This window comes from Aurantimonas sp. HBX-1, assembly GCF_021391535.1.
Lineage (GTDB): Bacteria > Pseudomonadota > Alphaproteobacteria > Rhizobiales > Rhizobiaceae > Aurantimonas.
Map to the genome: position 1 here is coordinate 264,715 of NZ_CP090066.1, position 17,593 is coordinate 282,307.

A 17,593-nucleotide genomic window follows, 5' to 3' on the forward strand; every position below is an offset into this window, starting at 1 on the left:
GCATCGAAGGCCGACGCAACCGGACAGCAAGCACGTGGACATGGCTTCTAGCAGCAGATTTTCGTTCGAGACTTCGTGGGGCGCCTCGCGCCGGGGCGACGCCACGCGTTTCCGCCTCTGGGCACCCAGCGCCGACCAGATCGAACTCGCGGTCCAGGCCAAGGCCGGGCTGGACTTCGTCGCGATGGAGAAGAACGGCGACGGCTGGTGGGAAACCATCACCGATCGCGTTCCCGTGGGCGGCGGCTACGGCTTCCGCGTGAACGGCGACCTGGTCGTGCCCGACCCCGCAGCGCGGGCGCAGACCGGCGACGTGCATGCGCTGTCGGAACTGGTCGAGCCGACGGCATTCGCGTGGTCCTCCGCGGACTGGCGCGGCCGGCCGTGGGAAGAGGTGGTGTTCTACGAACTCCACACCGGCGCGTTCACGCCGGAAGGCACGTTCGACGCGATCATCGAGAAGCTCGACTATCTGCGCGATCTCGGCATCACCGCCATCGAGCTCATGCCGGTGGCGCAGTTCGCCGGGAAACGAGGCTGGGGCTACGATGGCGTGCTGCTCTACTGCCCGCACGAGGCGTATGGCGGCGCGGCGGGGCTGAAGCGCCTGGTCGACGCCGCGCACCAGCGCGGCCTGATGGTCTTCCTCGACGTCGTCTACAATCACTTCGGACCGGACGGGAACTATATCGGCGCCTATGCGCCGGAGTTCTTCCACGAGGAGATCCACACGCCCTGGGGCGCGGCGATCGCCTATGACGAGATGCCGGTGCGCCAGTTCATGATCGAGAACGCGCTGTTCTGGCTGGAGGAATACCAGATCGACGGGCTCCGTCTCGACGCCATCGACTCGATCAAGGACACCACCGACACGCCGCTGGTGAAGGAGCTGGCCGCGACGGTCCGCCAGCGCTTCCCGGACCGGCACGTCCACCTCACCACCGAGGACGACCGCAACATCACCTGGCATGTCGAGCGGGACGAGAAGGGCCAGCCGCTGCTGATCTCCGGCGAGTGGAACGACGACTTCCATCACTGCGCCCACGTTCTCGCGACCCACGAGGCGGAAGGCTACTACGCCGACTACAGCCGCCACAGCGTCGAGCAGATGGCCAAGTGCCTCGCCACCGGCTTCGTCTACCAGGGAGAGTATTCCGACCATCGCGAGCGCAATGTCGGCGCGCCGTCGGCGCACCTGCCGCCGACGGCCTTCGTCAACTTCATCCAGAACCATGACCAGATCGGCAACCGCGCTTTCGGCGACCGGCTGACCGATCTCGGCTCGCGCCGGACCGTCGAGTGCCTGCAGGCGATCCTGCTGCTGTCGCCGCAGATCCCGCTGATGTTCATGGGCGAGGAGTTCGGAGACCCCGACCCGTTCTGCTTCTTCACTGATTTCCACGGCGAGCTCGGCGACCTGGTGCGCGAGGGGCGGCGCGCCGAGTTCGGCAAGTTCAGCGCCTTCCGCGACGAGGAAGCCCGCAAGCTGATCCCCGATCCCAATGCCGAGACGACGTTCCGCGACTCGCGCCTCGACTGGTCGATCAAGGATCGTCCGACCTACCGCCGCCGGCTGGAGCTGACGCGCCGGCTGCTGGCGATCCGCCAGCGGGTGATCGTGCCGCTGCTGTCGGGCGTGGGGCCGAACTCGGGGAGCTGGGCGGCTTCGGACGATTCGCGCGCCTTCGTGGTGGCATGGACGTTGAAGTCCGGCCAGGTCCTGCACCTGTTCGCCAATCTCGACGACGAGCCGTGGGCAATTCCGGAGGGGGTGGCGAAGGGCGACCTGACCTGCGGCGACCTCGTGCACGCTTATCCCAAGGGAGCTGATATCGAGCTGCAGGGCGGCACGCTGCCCGGCCCCTCGGTGGTGTTCCGGCTGGACGCGCAACGGATGATCGCGGGGCCGTCGGCGTGAGCGAGCGCCTGGCACGGCTGGCCGAAAGCCACGGAATCGAGATCGCCTACATCTCCGAGCTGGGGGAACGTCAGCGCATCGACGACACGGCGATCCGCGCGCTCCTCACCGCCCTCGGCGTCGACCCGGATAGCGGCGAGGAGGGCACGTTCGCATCGGCGCAGCACAAGCCGAGCCTGACCTGCGCGCTGCCGCCGGCCATTGCCGCGGGGCGCAGCTGGGGGGTCGCCTGCCAGCTCTACGGGCTGCGTTCGGACCGCAATCTCGGCATCGGCGATTTCGAGGACCTGGCGCGGCTCGCCGCCATAGCCGCCGCCGAGGGCGCGTCCTTCGTCGGGGTCAACCCGATCCATGCGCTGTTCCTGTCGGATCCCGGCCGCTACAGCCCGTACTCCCCGTCCAGCCGGCGCTTCCTCAACCCGTTCTACATCGCCATCGACCGGCTGGAGGGCGGACCGGAAGCGGTGGAGGCGCTGCGGGCGCGCGAGCCGGGCCTGTTTGCCGGCCTCGACGGCGATCTCGTCGACTACCACAAGGCCGGCCGGCTGAAGCGGGCGCTGCTCGAGGCGGTGTTCGCCGGGCGAATCGCCGACATCCGCGACGAACAGGCGTTCGAGCGGTTCCGCGAGGCGGGCGGGGATTCGCTGGCCGGCTTCGCGCTGTTCGAGGCGATCTCGCAGCGGCAGGTGGAAGGCGGCTCGCATGCCGGCTGGCATTCCTGGCCGGAAGACCTGCAGGATCGCTTCAGCGACGCGGTCACCCGCTTCGGCGAGGCGAACGCCGATCTCGTGCTGTTCCATACCTGGCTGCAATTCGAGGCGGAGGAGCAACTCGCCGATGCGCAGGCACGCGCCCGCGGCGCCGGCATGCATATCGGCCTCTATCTCGACCTTGCCGTCGGTGTGGCGCCGGACGGGGCCGAGACGTGGATGGACCCGTCGCTCACCGTCGGCAACGCCCGCGTCGGCTCGCCGCCGGACATGTTCAACAGCCAGGGCCAGGACTGGGGCCTGGCGCCGCTGTCGCCGAAGGCGCTCGCCGACCGCGACTACCGGCCGATGCGCGAGGCCTTCGAGGCACTGACCCGGCATGCCGGCGCGGTGCGCATCGACCATGCGATGGGCCTTGCCCGCCTGTGGTGGATCCCGGACGGCGCTTCCTCCGCAGGCGGTGGCTATGTCCGCTATCCGCTCGGCGCGATGATCGACAGCGTCGCCGCGGCCTCACAGGCGAACCACTGCCTGGTGGTGGGCGAGGATCTCGGCACGGTGCCGGCGGGCTTCCGCGGCGTGATGGAGGAGGCGCAGGTCCTCTCCTACCGGGTGCTGTATTTCGAGCGGCACGGCGAGACCGCCTTCCTGCCGCCGGAAGCCTATCCGCATCTCGGCCTCGCCTGCATCTCGACGCATGACCTCGCGACGCTCGCCGGCTGGTGGCGCGGCCTCGACGTGAAGCTGCGCGAAGAGGTGGGCACCCAGGATGCGGCGGCGACTCAGCGCGACCTTCGCCAGCGCGGCCGCGACCGGCTGGCGCTGATCCTCGCCCTCGTCGACGCCAAGCTCCTGCCGGCTGGCATGGAGGACTTCTCCACCGGCGAAGCCGCGCTTCCCGAGACGCTGCCGGACGCGCTGGCGGTCGCCCTGCACCGCTTCATCGCCCGCACGCCGGCGCTGCTCGTCACGGTCCAGCTCGACGACATGCTGGGGTCGGAGCGCCAGTCCAACCTGCCGGGGACCACCGACCAGTACCCGAACTGGCGCATCCGTTCCCCCACGACGCTCGAAAACCTTGCCGCGGACGAGCGCTTCCGCCGTCTCGCCACCGCCATGCGCGAAGAAAGACCCGCAGCATCATGAGCCGTTCCCTCGTCGCCACCTACCGTCTGCAGTTCCGCGAAGGCACGACGTTCGAGACCGCCCGCGACCTCGCGCCGTATCTGGCGCGGCTGGGCGTGAGCCATCTCTACGCCGCGCCGATCTTCGCGGCCTCGCCGGGCTCCACCCACGGCTACGACGTCACCGACTACAACGCCTTCGAGGAAGACCTCGGCGGCGTCGCCGGCTTCACCGCGATGAGCGACGCGCTGTCGTCGGCCGATCTCGGGCTGATCCTCGACTTCGTGCCGAACCACATGGGCGTCTCGCCGAAGAACCTGTGGTGGGAGGACGTGCTGCGCTGGGGCTCGGAAAGCCGGTACGCCCAGACCTTCGACATTTCCTGGGAGGCCGAGAAGATCCTCGTGCCGGTGCTCGCCAAGCCCTATGGCGAGGCGCTCGCCGACGGCGACCTTTCGGTGCAGCTGGACGCCGAGAACGCCCGCATGCGCTTCGACGCGGCCGGCTACGGCCTGCCGATCGACCCGCGCACCTATGGGCATGTGTTCGCGCTGATGGACCATCCGGAGAAGGACCGGCTGGTGCGCCGCTTCTCCGTCTCGACCCCGGCCGAGGCTGACGAGCTGGTCGAGCGGCTCGCCGAGCATCTGGAGGAGCCGTCGTTCCGCGCCGCGCTGGACAAGGCAGTCGCGGCGCTCAGCGCCGACCAGACGGCGCTGCACGACCTGCACGAGGCGCAGGCTTGGCGGCTTGCCTGGTGGCGGACGGCGCGCGAGCGGCTGACCTATCGCCGGTTCTTCGAGATCGCCGACCTGATCGGCGTCCGCCAGGAGCTGCGGCGGGTGTTCCGCGAATCCCACCAGTTGGTCATCCGCCTGGCCCGCGAGCGCCGGCTCGACGGCATCCGGATCGACCATGTCGACGGTCTCGCCGACCCGAAGGGCTATCTCGAGCAGCTGCGCCAGGCGTTCCAGTCGGTGCGGCGCACGCCGTTCGTCCACGTCGAGAAGATCCTCACCGGCGACGAGCGGCTGCGGACATCCTGGGAAATCGAGGGCACCACCGGCTACGAGTTCATCACCGCCCTGGCGGGCCTCTATGTCGACGGCGCCCAGGAAGCCGCGATGACCGAGGCCTATACCGCCTTCCTCGGCGAGGAGGAGGATTTGCGGGCGATGATCGTCCGGCAGAAGCGCTCGATCTTCCAGCGCAACCTCGCCGGCGAGCTCACGCATCTCACCGGCGTCGCCCTGGGCGTTGCCAGCCGGGGGCTCGCCACGCGCGATCTCGGCCAGGATACGATGGCCCGGGCGATCGTCGAGGTGGCGGCGGCGCTGCCGGTCTACCGCACCTACGTCTCCGTGGATGGCGTCCCACGCCGCGACATCGCGATCATCGACGACGCGGTGGACCTGGCGACGAGCGGCCGCGAGGTCGAGGCCGACGAGCCGATCCAGTTCATCGGCCGGCTGCTGAAGCTCGACTTCGTCGACGGCGCCGATGTCGCCGGGGCGCTGGATTTCACCCGCCGCTTCCAGCAGACCACCGGCGCGGTGATGGCCAAGGCCGTCGAGGACACCGCGTTCTACCGCTACAACCGGCTCATCGCCCTCAACGAGGTCGGCGGCGAACCGGACCATTACGGCGCCGAGACGAGCGCCTTCCACGATGCCATGCAGATCCGGCTCGAGGACCAGCCGGACGGCATGCTCGCGACCTCCACCCACGACACCAAGCGGGCGGAGGATGCGCGGGCGCGGCTCTATACGCTGTCCGAGGCGCCGGAACTGTGGCGGGACATCGTCGCCGGCCTCGCCACCGAGCTGGCGCCCTGGCGCAAGACCGTCGAGCCGCTGCTGATCTCGCCCGACCCCGCGACAGAATGGGGGCTCTACCAGTCGCTGCTCGGTGTCCTGCCGCCGGATTTCGACCCCGAGGACGGCGAGGCCCGCGCCGCGCTGACCGAGCGGCTGCAGCAGTATGCCGAGAAGGCGGTCCGCGAGGCCAAGCGCTGGACGAGCTGGACCTCGCCGGCAGAGGCCTACGAGACGGCGCTGCGGGAATTCGTCGCCGCGATCCTCGATCCGGCCGAGACCGGCGACCTGCTCGCGCAGTTCTGGAAGGATGTGCAGCCCTTCGTGGCAGCCGGGGCGCTCACCTCGCTGTCGCAGGCGACGCTGAAATTCGCCGCGCCGGGCGTGCCGGACATCTACCAGGGCACCGAGTTCTACGACTTCTCGCTGGTCGATCCCGACAATCGCCGCGCCATCGATTTCGATGCCCGCGCGGCGACGATCGAATCCGACCAGCCGTGGGCTGACGCGCTCGCCGACTGGCGCAGCGGCAGGATCAAGGCGAAGCTGACCCGCGCGGCGCTCGCCATGCGCGGCCGCACGCCGGCGCTGTTCACCCACGGCGCCTATGTGCCGCTGACGGTCGAAGGGCCGATGGCGGACCATGTCGTCGCCTTCGCCCGTACGGGCGAGGAGGGCGGCGCCGCGATCGCCATCGCGCCGCGTCTCTGCCTCGGCCTGCTGGCCGGCGCGACGGAGCCGGTCGTGGCAGCCTCGCGGTGGGAGGGCACCGTGATCCGCCTGCCGGAGACACTGGCCGGCCGCACATGGCGCAATGTCCTCACCGAGGAGACCCTGGCGGCATCGCCGGCGCTCGGCCTCGGCGAGGCGCTTTCCACGCTGCCCTTCGCGTTGATCGAAGCGGCCTGACGAGAGGCCGGCCCGGACCGTTCCTTCACGGGAGCGCTGCGCGGCCGGCCGCGGCATGAGGAGACCCAAGATGGCAATCAGAACCGTCGTCTGGAACGAGTTCGTGCATGAGCGCGAGAACCCTGTCGTGCGGGAGATCTATCCCGACGGCATCCACGCCGTCATCGCGGCGGCGCTCGCCGGCGAGCCCGACATCGAGGTCTCGACGGCGACGCTGGACGAGCCCGAGCACGGCCTGTCGCAGGCGCGGCTCGACGCGACCGACGTGCTCCTGTGGTGGGGCCACAAGTCTCACGCTGCGGTATCGGATGAGGTGGTCGAGCGGGTCGCCGCGCGGGTGCACCAGGGCATGGGCCTGATCGTCCTGCATTCGGGGCATTTCGCCAAGATCTTCAAGCGGCTGATGGGCACGCCCTGCTCACTGCGCTGGCGCGAGGCCGGCGAGCGCGAGCGGCTGTGGGCGATCAACCGCGCGCACCCTATCGTCCAGGGCGTCGGGCCGTGCATCGAGCTGCCCAACGCCGAGATGTACGGCGAGCCGTTCCTGGTGCCGGAGCCGATGGAGACGGTGTTCATCTCCTGGTTCGAGGGCGGCGAGGTGTTCCGCTCCGGCCTCACCTACCAGCGCGGCGCCGGGCGGATCTTCTACTTCCGGCCCGGCCACGAAACCTATCCGATCTACCACAACCCGCAGATCCAGACGGTGCTGCGCAACGCCGTGCGCTGGGCGCACAACCCCGTCGCCTGGCCGGACGTCGACAAGGCACCGAACGTGCCCGTCGACCAGGCACCGGAAAAGATCGAGGCGAAGGGCGCCGCGCTGCATCACGCCGGCGAGGCGGGCTACCGATGAGCATGACGACGGAAGGTGAGCAGATGGCTGGCGAGAAGCGCATCATGATCCTCGGCACCGGTGCGATGGCGCATCGCCACGCCGAGCATTTCGGCTCGATCCCCGGCTGCCGGCTCGTGGCGGCCTGCGACACCAATGCCGAGCGGGCACGCGCCTTCGCCGAGATGCACCGGATTCCTCATTCCTTCGAGGGCCTCGATGCGGCGCTCGCCTGGGACGCGTTCGACGCGGTGGTGAACTCGACGCCGGATCAGGTGCACAAGGCCACGACGCTGGCCATCATCGCCCGCGGCAAGGCGGTGTTCTGCGAGAAGCCGCTGGCGGTCAACGCCGACGACGCCTTCGCCATGGCCGAGGCGGCGGAGCAGGCGGGCGTCGTCAACATGGTGAACCTCACCTATCGCAACGCCCACGCCATCCAGATGGCGCGGCGCCTGATCGAGGACGGCGAGATCGGCACGATCCGGCATGTCGAGGCGAGCTATCTGCAGAGCTGGCTCACCGGCCGGCACTGGGGCGACTGGCGCGTCGACGAGCGCTGGCTGTGGCGGCTGTCGACGGCGCACGGCTCCGGCGGCGTCCTCGGCGACATCGGCATCCACATCCTCGACTTCGTCACCTTCGGCACGGGCCTCGACGTCGCGGCGCTGTCGGCCCGCCTCAAGACGTTCGACAAGGCCGAGGGCGGGGCGATCGGCGAGTACCGGCTGGATGCCAACGATTCCTGCGCGATGACGGTGGAGCTCTCGAACGGAGCACTCGGCGTCGTGCACATGAGCCGCGCCGCCACCGGCAAGGCGAACGACCTCGACCTTACCATCCACGGCGAGACGGGTGCCCTGAAGATCTGGTCGACGACCGACGATTCCACGCTCGACGTCTGTCTCGGCCCGGACATCGAGACCCAGACCTGGAAGCGGGTTAAGTGCCCGCCGACGCCGCGCAACGCCGACCGCTTCGTGCTGGCACTGCTGTCCGGCGTCAACGGCCAGCCGGACTTCCGTCACGCGGCGAACGTCCAGCGACTGCTTGATCTGTGCATCGTCTCGGACGCCGAACGCCGGATGCTGACGGTCGCCTGATCACCCCGTCGCGAAGGACAAGCCGCAAAGTGTACAGCCTGGCTTAAGGCTTTCGTCGGACATCTGCGTCAAAGTCACCGCGTCGCGTCTGCTTTCTGCGGCCGCGACGGACGACCGAGGACGCATCCGGCATGTTGTCGACCTATCTCAGCTACCAGCTCTACACGCGCGACATGCCGAAGACGCTGGAGCGCATTGCATCCGATCCCGTGACCAAGCGCGACGCCGAATACTATCGCGCCAACATCCACAGCGTCGCCACCGTCGACGAGTTCATGGACGACTACCGGCTCTACTCCTACGCCATGAAGGCCTACGGGCTCGAGGAGCAGATCCCGTCCCGGGCGCTGATCAAGAAGGTCCTGGAAAGCGATCTCAGCGACAAGACCAGCATCGCCAACAAGCTGTCCGACGAGCGCTACCGGACCTTCGCCGCCGCCTTCAATTTCGCCAAGGCAGCCGAGCCGGCAGCGCCGACCGCCCAGACGAAGGGGCAGACCGACCTCCTCGTCGACGCCTATTCCGAGCACCGGATCCGGGCCGGGCAGGCGGTGGCCGCCACCACCAAGGCCTTTGTCGACGGCATCGGCGCGATCACCAATGTCGACGCGTTTCTCGACAACCAGACGCTGTTCACCGTGGCGCTGGAGGCGGCGGGCATCGATGCCTCGATCGCCTCGCGCTCGTTCATCCGGGACGTGCTGACCGGAAATGCCGCCGACGGTCCGGCGGCCAACGGCGACCTGCGCTACGCCGCGCTCGCCGCGATGCTGCCCTTCGAGGCAGACGGTTCCGTGCCGGCCGGGGGCCTGCAGAGCGCCAGCGACACCAACACGACCGTCTTCGCCTGGCTCGAACAGAAGGGTCTCGGTGCCAGCCCGCAGGCCGCGGCGTACCAGGTGAGCTATTACGAGGCGGAGATCGGCGCGGTGCGCACCGCCGACGACCTGGTCGGCAACATCCGGCTGCTCACCGTGGCGCTGGGCTCGGTCGGCCTCAATGCCGGGATCGAGACCCCGGCCTTCGCCTGGACGATCCTGACCAGCGATCCCGCCGATCCGCAGAGCGCCCTCAACCGCATGGCCGAGGCCACGCCGGAGCAGCTGGCGCGCAAGCAGCAGTACCGCACGTTCGCCGAGCGCTTCAATTTCGACGCGCAGGGCAATCTGCCGGCCGGCGCCAGCGCGCAGACCGCGGCTGCAAAGCAGGCGACGGTGGACGGGTACTTCGCCAACTACCAGAACCAGGTGGCCAGCAGCGACCGCGTGGCGACGAGCCTGTTCAAGGCGTCGATCGCCTCGGTCACCACCGCGCTGCAGTTCGTCTCCAGCAGCGCGGTCTACAATTACGCGCTGAAGGCCTTCGACCTCGACCCGACGCAGGAAAGCCGTTCGACGATCATGCGGGTGCTGCGCAGCGATCCGTCGGATCCGAAGTCCTTCGTCAACACGCTCGGCGACGAGCGCTACGTCCGGCTCGCCGCCGGCTTCAACTTCGACGACAGCGGCAAGGTCGCGGCGCCCCGCCTCGCGCAGACCGCCGCCAACCAGACCGACACCGCCAACCGCTATGCCGAGCGCCTGGGCGAGAACCCAACGGCGGCGGAGACCGAAAAGGCCAAGGCGGCGACCGAGGCCTATCGCGCGGCCCTGGCTTCGGTCATCTCCGTCGACGACTTCGTGGCCAGCAAGACGCTCACCGACTACGCGCTGAAAGCCTACGGGCTGGAGGACGAGAAGCTTTCGCAGAAGGATCTGGTCGCCATCCTGACCAGTGACATCTCGGACCCCGAAAGCTTCGTCAACGCCTCTGGCGACAAGCGGCTGATCGAGTTCGCCGCCGCCTACGCCTTCACCAGCGACGGCGGCATCGACCGCGACGCCGGCGCCGTGCAGACGGCGAAGAACTTCCTGTCGACCCAGGACTTCTTTCTCCGCCAGGCGATGGAAGAAGAAGCGGGGGCGGACAACGAGGCGGTCCGGCTGGCGCTGTATTTCCGGCGGATGGGGCCGGAACTCAGCTCGTTCTATGACATTCTCGCCGACCCGGCCCTGCTCAATGTCGTGCAGATCGCGGTCGGCCTGCCGGCGGAGTCCGGACAGAGCAATATCGACGTCCAGAAGCGGACGCTCGAAAAGAAGCTCGACCTCGAAGCGTTCCAGGATCCCAAGCAGCTGGAGCGTTTCATCAGCCGCTTCATCGCGCTCTACGACGCGCAGAGCGGCGGCGGCACGATTGGTTCGCCGGCGCTGACGATCCTCAGCAGCGGCAGCGCCATCCTCTGAAAAACCGAAAGGCCGCATCCCCGGAAGGATGCGGCCTTGTGATCCTGTGCTGCGTGGGCTGCCGCTACCGGACCGACAGCACGGCGCCGCTGCGGCGGTCGATGTCGACCTGGATGTCGTCACCGCGGCGATCGATGCCGACGATGCGATAGGCGCCGCGGGTGCGCCGCACCGTATCGACTTCCCGCACGCCTTCCTGGCGGGCAATGCGGACGGCTTCCCGCTCGCTGATCTCGCGGCGGTCCTGGCGACGCTCCTCGCGTCGTTCCGGACGCTCGCGCAGCTGCTCCTCCGGAACGACGCGAATACCGCCGGGGCCGATCTGAATGCTCTGGGACATCGCCGGGGTCGACAGCGCAAGCGTCGCTGCCGCCAAGGCCCCGTAGGTCCATGCCCTCATCTTCATCTGACGTTCTCCCTGAAAAACTGCGGCTCGGCAAAGCGAACGCACCAGCATGTCGGCGAAACAACTTTCCTTCTGTTTTGTTCCGCTGCAGGGAGTTGCAGCCGGCCTTGTATAGCCGGCTGTTGAACTGGAAGGCGGTCCGGTGTCAGCTGCCGCTACGCTGGCTCAGGCCATGTACTGCCCGCCGTTCGCCGACAGGGTCGAGCCGGTGATGAAGCCGGCGTCGTCGGAAGCGAGGAAGACCACGCAGCGGGCGATCTCGTCGGCCTCGCCCAGCCGCCCGACCGGGATCTGCGGCAGGATGTGCTTCTGCATGATGTCGTCGGAGATCGTCGCCATCATGTCGGTGTTGATGTAGCCGGGGCATACGGCGTTGACGGTGATGCCCTTCTTGGCACCTTCCTGGGCCAGCGCCTTGGTGAAGCCGAGGTCGCCGGCCTTGGCGGCGGCATAGTTGACCTGGCCGGCCTGGCCCTTCTGGCCGTTGATCGACGAGATGTTGACGATGCGGCCGAAGCCGCGGTCGCGCATGCCCTCCCAGACCGGCCGCGTCATGTTGAAGAGGCCGCTGAGATTGGTGCCGATGACCGCCTGCCATTGCTGCGGGGTCATCTTGTGGAACATCGCGTCCTGCGTGATGCCGGCATTGTTGACGAGGATCTCGACGGGTCCGAGATCGGCCTCCACCCGGGCGATGCCGGCAGCACAGTCGTCATAGGACGAGACGTCCCATTTGTGGACTGCGATGCCGGTCTCCGCGCTGAAGGTCTTCGCCCTCTCGTCGTTGCCGGCATAGGTCGCTGCGACCTTGTGCCCGGCGTCGCGCAGCGCCGTGGCGATAGCCGCGCCGATGCCGCGCGTTCCACCCGTGACGATGGCCACTCTGCCCATTTATTCCTCCCCATTGTTGTGTAGGTGCCGTGGCGGCGGAGCAGCCTCCCGAGCTTGCCCCGCCGCTTCTCCCGTCTCAGCCGCGTTCGAAGCACATGGCGACGCCCATGCCGCCGCCGATGCAGAGCGTGGCGAGGCCCTTCTTGGCGTCGCGGCGGATCATCTCGTGGATCAGCGTGTTGAGGATGCGGTTGCCGGACGCGCCGATCGGATGGCCGATGGCGATCGCCCCGCCATTGACGTTGACGATGTCGGGGTTCCAGCCGAGGTCCTTGTTGACCGCGCAGGCCTGGGCGGCGAAGGCCTCGTTGGCCTCGACGAGGTCGAGATCGTCGACCGACCAGCCGGCCTTCTCCAGCGCCCGGCGCGAGGCGGGGATCGGCCCGGTGCCCATGATGGCGGGATCGACGCCGGCGGTCGCCCAGGAGACGATCCGCACCAGCGGCGTCAGCCCGCGCCGTTCGGCCTCGGCCTCGCTCATCAGCACCGTGACGGCGGCGCCGTCATTGATGCCGGAGGCGTTGGCGGCGGTCACCGAGCCCTCCTTGTCGAAGGCCGGGCGCAGCTTCTGGACCTTCTCCAGCGTCGTGCCGTGCTTGATATACTCGTCGTTCTCGACCAGCGTGTCGCCCTTGCGGCCCTTGACGGTGAACGGGGTGATCTCGTCCTTGAACCGGCCGGCCTTCTGGGCTTCCTCCGCCTTGTTCTGGGACCTGACGGCGAATTCGTCCTGCATGTCGCGGGTGATCTGCCACTGCCGCGAGACGTTCTCGGCGGTGTTGCCCATGTGGTAGCCGTTGAAGGCGTCGATCAGCCCGTCCTTCAGCATCGTGTCGACGAGCTTGAGGTCGCCCATCTTCTGGCCGCTGCGCAGATGCGCCGCGTGCGGGGCCATCGACATCGATTCCTGGCCGCCGGCGACGATGATCTTCGCGTCGCCCATGGCGATCTGCTGCATGCCGATCGCCACCGTGCGCAGGCCGGAACCGCAGAGCTGGTTGAGCCCCCAGGCGGTCGCCTCCTGCGGGATGCCGGCTTCCATCGCCGCCTGGCGGGCCGGGTTCTGGCCCTCGCCGGCGGTGAGGATCTGGCCCATGATCACCTCGTCGACCTCGGCCGCCTCGACCCCGGCGCGCTGCAGCGCCGCGCGGATGGCCGCCGCGCCGAGTTCATGCGCCGGGACGTCGGCGAAGGCGCCGTTGAAGGCGCCGACCGGCGTGCGCGCCGCGCCGACGATGACGACCGATTGTGCGTTGCTCATAGGAATGTCCTTGTTCGTCTTCGTCCGTGTCGTTGCCGAAAGATAGGGCATCCGGCGCCGCATTGGCAAACGGGACGCGACGGCGCCGGCGTTGCTCGGACCCAACGGAGCGGGGAGTGTCGGCGGTGCGCGGATACCGCGCCGCAACGGGAGCAGTGATACTGCGGCGCCCGCTGCCGTCGCCGCGCTGTCATGAAGGCCGGAAAGCCCGGCGGTTGCGGCGACTTGCGGCGAAACGTTTGGATTGCGGCAGGTTTTGTGCCTATCATTTATGCGGCGCAGCGACGCAACTGCACACAAAGCAGCGTTCGGCCGTCCAGAAGCGGCAAAAGGGGTGAGGAATGGCCAAGAATTCCGATGTGACGGTCATCAAGAAATACGCCAACCGCCGTCTCTACAATACCGGCACCAGCACCTACGTGACGCTCGAGAATCTCGCGGGCATGGTGAAGAGCAACGAGGAATTCGTCGTCCAGGATGCCAAGACCGGCGAGGACATCACCCATGCGGTGCTGACCCAGATCATCTTCGAGCAGGAGAACAAGGGCGGGCAGAACCTGATGCCGATCACCTTCCTGCGGCAGCTGATCCGGTTCTACGGCGACCAGATGCAGATGGTGATCCCTGGTTATCTGGAGCAGACGATGAGCGCGTTCTCGCGCGAGCAGGAAGGCTTTCGCGACCAGATGCCCGGCGCCATGGCGCAGGCGCCGATGAAGATGATGGAAGCGCAGGTCCGCCGCAACACCGAGATGTTCCGCCAGGCGATGGCGATGTTCAACCCGTTCATCGCCGGCGCGATCGGCGAGACCGGCGAGGCACGCAACGGCGCGCCTGCGTCCGACGAGGGCGACAAGGCCGGCCCGGAGGACATCAAGGCGATGCGCCAGCAGCTGGCGCAGATGCAGAAGCGGCTCGAGGCGCTGGACGCCAAGACGGCGGAAGCCAAGGGCGACAAGTAGCGCGCAGCCCGGCGGAGCCGGCGCGAGCGGCCCAAGCGGTCCGCCACAGGAGCAGAGGCTTCTGCAGGGCTCAGGTCATGAACGACCGTGCGCCCGAGCGGACGCAAAAAGCCGGTCCGCGGGGACCGGCCTTCGTCATGTCATGCGGCCGGAGCCGCCGTCGGACGCGGTAAAGGCTTACTCCTTTTCCTTGACCGTCAGGATCTGGCGGCCGCGATACATCCCGGTCTTCAGGTCGATGTGGTGCGGGCGGCGCAGCTCGCCGGAATTCTTGTCTTCGATGTAGGTCGGCGCCTTGAGGGCGTCCGCCGAACGGCGCATGCCGCGCTTCGACGGGCTGGTCTTGCGTTTAGGTACGGCCATGTCGTGCTCCGTTCGGTCTGTCGCCTGCTGCACGATGGCGCGCCGGCAAAATCATCTCTGTTCCGGTCCCGCAGCGCCTCGCCGGGCCGCAGGCCCGTCGCTTCGCCCTCTCACGCCGGATGCGCCGGCGAGCGATCGAAGATCGCCGCAAGGCTTCGCCGTGACGGGAATTCGAGGCAGCCCATAGCAAAGCATGGGGCCCTTGGGAAGGGGCGCGGCGAATTCCTCAGCCGGATTCGGCTGGCCTGACGCAGCCGACATAGTCGCCCGAGGCTTTCGCCAGCCGCTCGACCCGCCGCGCCAGGCGATCGAGGCCGGGGCCCGGATTGGCCGGATTGCGCGTGCCGGGCGCCGGAAGCGTCACTGCCAGCAGCGCCGCCTGGCGCGCCGACAGCTCGCTCGCCGGCTTGCCGAAATAATGCTGGCTGGCGGCGCCGATTCCATAGACGCCTTTGTCCCACTCGACGACGTTGAGATAGATTTCCATGATCCGCCGCTTCGACAGGAGCAGGTCGAAATAGATCGCCAGCGGCGCTTCCAGCGCCTTGCGGATGTAGGAGCGGTCGTTCCAGAGAAACAGGTTCTTGACCGTCTGCATCGGGATGGTCGAGGCGCCGCGGGTCTCCTCGCCGGCGAGCGCGGCGTCCACCACGGCGCGCATCTCGCCCCAGTCGATGCCGTCATGGCGGCAGAACTGGCCGTCCTCCGACATCAGCACCGAATAGACCATCACCGGCGCGACATCCTCGATCGGCAACCAGTCGCGCAGCACCGGACGGAAGGCCACGTGGTCGGCGAGCATCAGCGTCGAGACGGGATGGATCGCCCTGATCGCGTAGAGCGGCGTCAGTACCAAAGGGATCGCCACGAGCAGCACGACGACGATCGCGATCCCCGCGAGCACCCGGCGGATCATGGCGCACCGATGCCGCCAGCGGCGGCTGCTGCGAGGATGGGGCAACGGCGACGTTTCATCGCCCAGCCTTAGCCGGGAGCTTGGCGCCTCGCAACGGCGGCGGGCTTGACCCGGGGGGACGGCTCGCGCAAAGCCGCGGCAGCGGAACGGCGAGGAATCGGGCGATGGACGGCGACGGATTCGAAGCACTTCTGGCGGCCGCCGCTTCCCGCGTCGAGGCGCGGCTGGCGACGGTGCTCGCCGGCGACGGACCGCTCGCCGGCGCGCCGGAACGGGTCCGCGCGGCGATGGCGCACGGCGCGCTCGGCGGGGGCAAGCGGCTGCGGCCGTTCCTGCTGATCGAGGCGGCGGCGCTGTTCGGCGCGTCGGCCGAGGATGCGCTGGATGCCGCCGTCGCGCTGGAGTGCGTCCACTGCTACTCGCTCGTCCACGACGACCTGCCGGCGATGGACGACGACGACCTCAGGCGCGGCAAGCCGACGGTCCACAAGGCCTATGACGAGGCGACGGCGATCCTTGCCGGCGACGGCCTGCTGACGCTCGCCTTCGGGCTCATCGCCGGCGCCGAGCGCCTGTCGCTCGCCGCCCGCTCGGCGCTCGTCCTGATGCTGGCGCGCGACGCCGGGGCCGGCGGCATGGTCGGCGGCCAGGCGCTGGACCTGGCGGCGGAGAGCCGCGACCTCACGGAAGCCGAGATCGCCACGATGCAGGCGATGAAGACCGGCGCGCTGATCGCCTTCGCCTGCGAGGCGGGGCCGGTGGTGGCGGACGCCGACGCGGCCGATCGGCAGCGGCTGCGCCGCTTCGGCGAACTGGTCGGCCTCGCCTTCCAGCTCGCCGACGATCTCCTCGACGAGACCGCCGATGCGGCGACGCTCGGCAAGGCCGCCGGCAAGGACCGCGAGCGCGGCAAGAAGACCCTGCCGGCGCTCAAGGGCCACGACTGGACCCGCCAGCGCCTCGGCGAGCTGGTGGCCGAGGCGGAAGCGGAGCTGTCGCCTTATGGCGAGCGCGGCGCGACCTTGCTGGCGGCGGCCCGCTTCGTGGCCCATCGTCAGCACTGACGGCCGATTCCCGGACAGCACGGCGATCAGGTAAGCCGGCTCAGTTCTTCATCACGATGCAGGCGGCGCCGGCGCCGCGCAGCTGCTGGCAGAGCGCGTTGGCCTCGCCGCGGCTGTCGGCCCCGAGCCTCACCGCATAGATCGTCCGGCGCGGCCCGGTGCGCTTGCGCATGACGATCGGCGCCTCCTTGACGAGGCCCGGATGGCTGGCGCGGACGCGCTCGAACATCCGCATGGCGACGGCGCGCTGCTCGTGGCCCGCCACCTGCACGCCCCAGGGGCGCATCGGGGCGCTCTCCTCGCCGTCGAGAGAGGCGAAGATCGCCCGCGTCTTCATGACCGGCAGGCGGGCGCAGCTCTCCTGGAAGTTCCGTTCGGGATCCAGCGGCCGGATCTCGATCTCGCGTCCCGCCTCGCGGAACCAGTCCGCCGGCCGCGCGGTGATGTCGGCGACATAGGCCTCGGTCTCGTAGGGCAGCGTGCCGCCGCTGGCGAGCCAGCGCTTCACCCGGTTGATCCCGCCATTGTAGGCGGCGGCCGCGAGCCCCCAGCTGCCGAGCTCGGCGCGAAGGTCGGACAGATAGAGCGCCGAATGGCGGATCGCCGAGCGCATGTCGTAAGGGTCGGCGAGGCCGCGCTCCTCGGCCGTGTAGGGCATGAATTGGGCGATGCCCTGGGCGCCGACCGGCGAGACCGCGGCGGCGTCGAAGCGGCTTTCCTTCCAGATCAGCCGGGCGAAGAAGGCTTCCGGCATGCCGACCGCCGCCGCGTTGGCGGCGATGACCCGGCAGATCGTCTCCGCGGTCGGCGCCGCCGCCGCGTCGACGAGGCCGGCGGCAGGATCCGTGGTGAAGGAGGGCGGGCTCGGCGGAAACGGCAGGGCGGGCAGGACGAGCGAGCCGGCCGGCGGCGTCTCCGCGCCAGCACCTGCCGGAGCCAGTGCCGCCATGCCAAGGGACCCCGCGAGCAGCATCGCCATCGGCCGAAGAAGGCGCAGCGGGCGGGCGGTCATGCCGGGGCCCGCGCCGATCGGC

The 17,593-nt window shown here is 68.9% G+C and carries 14 protein-coding genes; 8 read left to right on the forward strand and 6 right to left on the reverse strand.

The features are described 5' to 3' along the window. The first annotated feature begins 40 nt into the window (after nucleotides 1–40). The 6 genes from treZ to LXB15_RS01305 all read left to right on the forward strand — a co-directional run bounded on the left by treZ (nucleotide 41) and on the right by LXB15_RS01305 (nucleotide 10,696). A complete protein-coding gene (gene treZ / locus LXB15_RS01280) occupies nucleotides 41–1,918 on the forward strand; it encodes a malto-oligosyltrehalose trehalohydrolase (RefSeq protein ID WP_233953299.1) in 1,878 nt (625 codons plus the stop codon). Then, nucleotides 1,915–3,774 (forward strand): 4-alpha-glucanotransferase, encoded by a 1,860-nt coding sequence (gene malQ, locus LXB15_RS01285; protein ID WP_233950498.1) that lies wholly within the window; start codon nucleotides 1,915–1,917, stop codon nucleotides 3,772–3,774. The genes treZ and malQ overlap by 4 nt, the downstream gene beginning before the upstream one ends. Beyond that, entirely contained in the window at nucleotides 3,771–6,476 is a 2,706-nt protein-coding gene (gene treY / locus LXB15_RS01290) for a malto-oligosyltrehalose synthase (protein WP_233950499.1), read from the forward strand. Before malQ ends, treY begins: the two co-directional genes overlap by 4 nt. A 70-nt stretch (nucleotides 6,477–6,546) precedes the next feature. Further along, complete coding sequence (locus LXB15_RS01295) at nucleotides 6,547–7,329, forward strand: ThuA domain-containing protein (RefSeq protein WP_233950500.1); 783 nt, start codon at nucleotides 6,547–6,549, stop codon at nucleotides 7,327–7,329. Further along, the gene (locus LXB15_RS01300) at nucleotides 7,326–8,411 is read left to right on the forward strand and encodes a Gfo/Idh/MocA family protein (protein WP_233950501.1); all 1,086 of its coding nucleotides are present in this window, start codon (nucleotides 7,326–7,328) and stop codon (nucleotides 8,409–8,411) included. The genes LXB15_RS01295 and LXB15_RS01300 overlap by 4 nt, the downstream gene beginning before the upstream one ends. A gap of 131 nt (nucleotides 8,412–8,542) precedes the next feature. After that, entirely contained in the window at nucleotides 8,543–10,696 is a 2,154-nt protein-coding gene (locus LXB15_RS01305; RefSeq protein WP_233950502.1) for a DUF1217 domain-containing protein, read from the forward strand. Between the two features lie 64 nt (nucleotides 10,697–10,760). Here the strand turns inward: LXB15_RS01305 and LXB15_RS01310 are convergent, their stop codons facing one another. The 3 genes from LXB15_RS01310 to LXB15_RS01320 form a co-directional block, all read right to left on the reverse strand. Further along, on the reverse strand, nucleotides 10,761–11,102 hold the full coding sequence (locus LXB15_RS01310) for a PepSY domain-containing protein (RefSeq protein ID WP_370640150.1): 342 nt from the start codon (nucleotides 11,100–11,102) through the stop codon (nucleotides 10,761–10,763). Between the two features lie 165 nt (nucleotides 11,103–11,267). Beyond that, complete coding sequence (gene phbB / locus LXB15_RS01315) at nucleotides 11,268–11,993, reverse strand: acetoacetyl-CoA reductase (RefSeq protein ID WP_233950503.1); 726 nt, start codon at nucleotides 11,991–11,993, stop codon at nucleotides 11,268–11,270. A 76-nt stretch (nucleotides 11,994–12,069) separates the two neighbouring features. Beyond that, on the reverse strand, nucleotides 12,070–13,254 hold the full coding sequence (locus tag LXB15_RS01320) for an acetyl-CoA C-acetyltransferase (RefSeq protein WP_233950504.1): 1,185 nt from the start codon (nucleotides 13,252–13,254) through the stop codon (nucleotides 12,070–12,072). Nucleotides 13,255–13,595: 341 nt separating this feature from the next. On the opposite strand from LXB15_RS01320, the gene phaR reads away from it, so the two are divergent. After that, nucleotides 13,596–14,216 carry a polyhydroxyalkanoate synthesis repressor PhaR gene (gene phaR / locus LXB15_RS01325; protein WP_233950505.1) on the forward strand — a complete coding sequence of 207 codons (621 nt, stop codon included), beginning with the start codon at nucleotides 13,596–13,598 and terminating at the stop codon, nucleotides 14,214–14,216. Nucleotides 14,217–14,393: 177 nt separating this feature from the next. Here phaR and rpmF read toward each other — a convergent pair whose 3' ends face one another. Both rpmF and LXB15_RS01335 read right to left on the reverse strand, forming a co-directional pair. After that, entirely contained in the window at nucleotides 14,394–14,579 is a 186-nt protein-coding gene (gene rpmF / locus LXB15_RS01330; RefSeq protein ID WP_233950506.1) for a 50S ribosomal protein L32, read from the reverse strand. 226 nt (nucleotides 14,580–14,805) lie between these two features. Continuing rightward, nucleotides 14,806–15,495 (reverse strand): biosynthetic peptidoglycan transglycosylase, encoded by a 690-nt coding sequence (locus LXB15_RS01335; RefSeq protein WP_233950507.1) that lies wholly within the window; start codon nucleotides 15,493–15,495, stop codon nucleotides 14,806–14,808. 164 nt (nucleotides 15,496–15,659) lie between these two features. Between LXB15_RS01335 and LXB15_RS01340 the strand changes: the two genes are divergently transcribed. Then, on the forward strand, nucleotides 15,660–16,559 hold the full coding sequence (locus LXB15_RS01340; RefSeq protein ID WP_233950508.1) for a polyprenyl synthetase family protein: 900 nt from the start codon (nucleotides 15,660–15,662) through the stop codon (nucleotides 16,557–16,559). Between the two features lie 40 nt (nucleotides 16,560–16,599). Here LXB15_RS01340 and LXB15_RS01345 read toward each other — a convergent pair whose 3' ends face one another. Continuing rightward, nucleotides 16,600–17,571, reverse strand: a complete 972-nt coding sequence (locus LXB15_RS01345; RefSeq protein ID WP_233950509.1) for a lytic transglycosylase domain-containing protein — start codon at nucleotides 17,569–17,571, stop codon at nucleotides 16,600–16,602. Between the last annotated feature and the right edge of the window lie 22 nt (nucleotides 17,572–17,593).